This window comes from Coleofasciculus sp. (assembly GCF_046565525.1).
In the GTDB taxonomy this organism is placed as follows: Bacteria; Cyanobacteriota; Cyanobacteriia; order Cyanobacteriales; family Coleofasciculaceae; genus Coleofasciculus.
This window is the reverse complement of the sequence record NZ_JBKHUP010000221.1, coordinates 1-3136: the sequence shown is the minus strand read 5'-3', so window position 1 is coordinate 3136 and position 3136 is coordinate 1. Positions and strand designations below refer to the sequence as shown.

Sequence of the window (3136 nt, the reverse complement as noted above, 5' to 3'; positions counted from 1 at the left end):
GGTGAAGAAATGGGCTTAAATCCTTGTCTGGTAAGGTTTCTGCTATTCGCAATCACGCCTTTTGTGAGAAATGCGGGCTGACCATCGCCATCAATCTTTTGAGAATTTTGGGTTTTCGCTCAATTACAAACGCCCAGACCTGGCTCTATGGAAGGCTTTGGGGACTTGCCACACGACTCGAATGAAACAGCCCTGCTACCTGAATGTGATATAATAACAACAGCTCACTTTGACATCCTCCAAAAGAATAGTGTAGCTCTATGCCCGAAATCGTCGAAATTCCTGTTGAACTAACCCGATTCCAGCTTCCCCAAGCGGTTCACGCACGCTTACAATTTTTGTTGGATCGTCAAGATGAGGGCTATACCCTATCTCAGGCAGAACGACAGGAAGCAGAAGGACTGGTTGAACTGGTGGAATTTTTATCTCTACTGCGTTTGCGATCAACACGGGTGATGAAGCAAGCATAAATGGCAACAATTCCAGCTTCCCTCCGTCGATTAGTCATTCAAAGAGCAGATAACCGCTGTGAATATTGCGGTATATCACAAATTGGTCAAGTAGCTACTTTCCATATCGACCACATTGTTCCTGTCGTAGCTGGTGGCGAGACGATTGCTGAAAACTTGGCTCTTGCTTGTGTCTCCTGCTCACTTCGTAAAGGCGCACGGCAAAAGCTTGAGGAGAAGGAAACGGGTGAAGTTGTCTCCATTTTTAATCCTCGCCAACAGGTATGGAAAAAACACTTTGATTGGAACGGTGTACAAGTTATCGGGTTGACAGCTACAGGTCGAGCAACGGTACAAGCACTTGATTTAAATCGAGCAACGATGCTGGCGATTAGAGCAGAAGAAGAATTACTTGGTCGTCATCCGCCATCATAAACTTGCATTGACTGATTGCATTTTTTGAGCCTGTACATATCGCTCTGCTATTGGTGGACACTCCCCAGAACATCAAAGATAAACAACAAGAGCGTCCAAATCTTTAGCCCATCTAGTTTTCGTCGATTTCTTCATCTAACCAACTTGGTGCATCACATTGCATTTATGGTGCTTTTTGCCCAATAATCGTTGCAACATTATCAAACTTTACAAATTGACAATGGATAATGAACAATGGATAATGACCTCTCCTTAAACATGGAATTGAGGAGGCTTTATCACGAGCGCCTAGACGAAACAAACATAGAAATTGAGCGCGAGTCCAATCGCTCCCAGGTTACAGATTTACTTCAAAAGACGAATACCCAGATAGACTTGGCGGATTATCTACCAGAAGCCCTAGCTGCACCCATCACACAATGGTGCCTTTGGTTGAACATCCGTCCCGCCGTCGCACTCACAGCCTTACTCGCCAGTGCATCCAGCCTACATAAAACTGGCACAGAAATAGTCCTCAAACGGAACTGGAATTTCCGAGTTCCGCCGACAATCTTTGCTGCCTTGGTCAGTCCCAGCGGTCAGAAAAAATCACCAATTTTAAAAAACATGGAGATGGCGATCCAGCTTGCCCGTTTCTATATAGGTCAAGTTAAGGTCATTCACGCCAACTCAGATGATGATAGCCTACCCAGTCACATCCTAAAAATGATTGAGCTATCCAAACGACTGGAAGCCAACGGTAAAAGCGGCTGGCTCAAAACGTATCGGGACGCGAAAATCCAAACCTGTTGATCAGACTGTATATTATTTGAGCAGTCGTCAATCGAATGCCAAAACCTTCGCTGCCAACATTCGAGGTCATTGGAAAATTGAGAATCAACTCCATTGGGTTAGAGATGCCATTTTTAAAGAAGATTTATCTCCTATTTGTCATTTTCAAGCCGTCACCAACCTATCCCTTCTCCTGACCATCGCCATCAACCTTTTGAGAATTTTGGGTTTTCGCTCAATTACAAATGCCCAGACCTGGCTCTATGGCAGGCTTTGGCGACTTGCACCATATAGCGAATGAAACAGCCCTGCCCCTAATACTTTCAGAATTTCCCGAACTGGTGCTTTGTGCTGATCAAGTCGCTGTACTTCCGATAGTAAGCGTTTGGGAATGTATTTAGTCTTCTTGAGAAGGCGATCGCCCTCTTGCCAGATTTCATAGTGATACCAGTATTGGGGGTAGTCCTTTTCACCGCGTTTAATGGGTTTGCAGTGAATTGAGCCGCTCCCCTCCCCTTTGCCTCGCCGACTTTTACTAGGGGATGCGTTTTTGCTAGAGCATTTAACGGAACTGTCCTTAACTTTTTTGCTAGAACATTTTTGCTTATCCCCTAGTAATTTTTCGCCTGACCAACCACAGACCCCACAACCCCCCTCAACCTCAGTAGAGACGTAGCATGCTACGTCTCTACAACCGGGACAGATAGAGGACTCGTCGAAGGGCGACGGCTGCAACTCTGGGGTCGAGAATATTTCCAACTGCCTCTCGCTGTCTTCGTGTAGTTGAATTGCCGTTCTCTTTTCCGAGGGGTCGAGGTAAGTTTTTGGGAGATTGTAAGAACTGAGTAGGAAATCCGGTCGTAATACCTGCCCTTTCTCGATTAGCCCGTACTCTTTCAATTGATTCTCTAACCTGGAGAGTCCAGGGGGTCGGCGTCCAGGGGTGGCGGATAATGCTGTGGGCGACTCCAGCCAGCAGTAACCGTCGTCTAAGGAAGGGAGCGCCAAAGTGTCCACTTCCGACACATAACCATTCCGCATCGTACCCGCACTCTTGTAATTGTCGGAGTAGATGTGGAAAATATTTGTGCTTGTGTCCGGGTCTGTAGGGGCAGTTGAGCAGTCCTGGGACGTTCTCAATGCAGAAGTATCGGGGCTGGATTTGGGTGATATCTTGGCACCATTCGTCTCGTTCGCACAATCCAACCAGGCTAAATCCCCCGATCGCGATCGCTGTGTAGGGGAATCCGGCACCGACTCCTGAGCAGAGGTCGAGGAGTTGTAGGTCTTGAGAAATTCTTCTGAGCATTTGTCTTTTTCCCCCATTTTCAAAACTCCTCCTCTAAGACTCTTGTACCGTCGAGATAAAGTCCCCAGTTTTGATTAGCCTCGATTAAACGTTTGGCGATCGCTGGATAGGGATATTCCCCATTCATCCATCCTTGAAGTTGAGCTTGTCGCTTCTGTTGGTCTGTGGGCAA

At 46.7% G+C, this 3136-nt stretch carries 5 protein-coding genes and 1 pseudogene; 4 read left to right on the top strand and 2 right to left on the bottom strand.

Annotated features, from left to right (window positions below):
• Positions 1 to 260 precede the first annotated feature (260 nt).
• From ACLGGO_RS35210 to ACLGGO_RS35195, 4 genes are all read left to right on the top strand, one after another.
• On the top strand, positions 261 to 470 hold the full coding sequence (locus ACLGGO_RS35210) for a hypothetical protein (RefSeq protein ID WP_446422800.1): 210 nt from the start codon (positions 261 to 263) through the stop codon (positions 468 to 470).
• On the top strand, positions 471 to 884 hold the full coding sequence (locus ACLGGO_RS35205; RefSeq protein WP_446422799.1) for an HNH endonuclease: 414 nt from the start codon (positions 471 to 473) through the stop codon (positions 882 to 884). It abuts the gene before it with no gap.
• A 234-nt stretch (positions 885 to 1118) separates the two neighbouring features.
• Positions 1119 to 1676, top strand: coding sequence for a hypothetical protein (locus ACLGGO_RS35200; RefSeq protein ID WP_446422798.1), 558 nt, complete (start codon positions 1119 to 1121; stop codon positions 1674 to 1676).
• On the top strand, positions 1594 to 1956 hold the full coding sequence (locus tag ACLGGO_RS35195; RefSeq protein ID WP_446422797.1) for an ISAs1 family transposase: 363 nt from the start codon (positions 1594 to 1596) through the stop codon (positions 1954 to 1956). Before ACLGGO_RS35200 ends, ACLGGO_RS35195 begins: the two co-directional genes overlap by 83 nt.
• Here the strand turns inward: ACLGGO_RS35195 and ACLGGO_RS35190 are convergent.
• Complete coding sequence (locus ACLGGO_RS35190; RefSeq protein WP_446422796.1) at positions 1917 to 2696, bottom strand: hypothetical protein; 780 nt, start codon at positions 2694 to 2696, stop codon at positions 1917 to 1919. The two genes, ACLGGO_RS35195 and ACLGGO_RS35190, sit on opposite strands and share 40 nt — an antisense overlap.
• Positions 2665 to 2964, bottom strand: a pseudogene (locus ACLGGO_RS35185) (DNA cytosine methyltransferase); the annotation flags it as partial. The pseudogene ACLGGO_RS35185 and the gene ACLGGO_RS35190, both read right to left, overlap by 32 nt.
• Between the last annotated feature and the right edge of the window lie 172 nt (positions 2965 to 3136).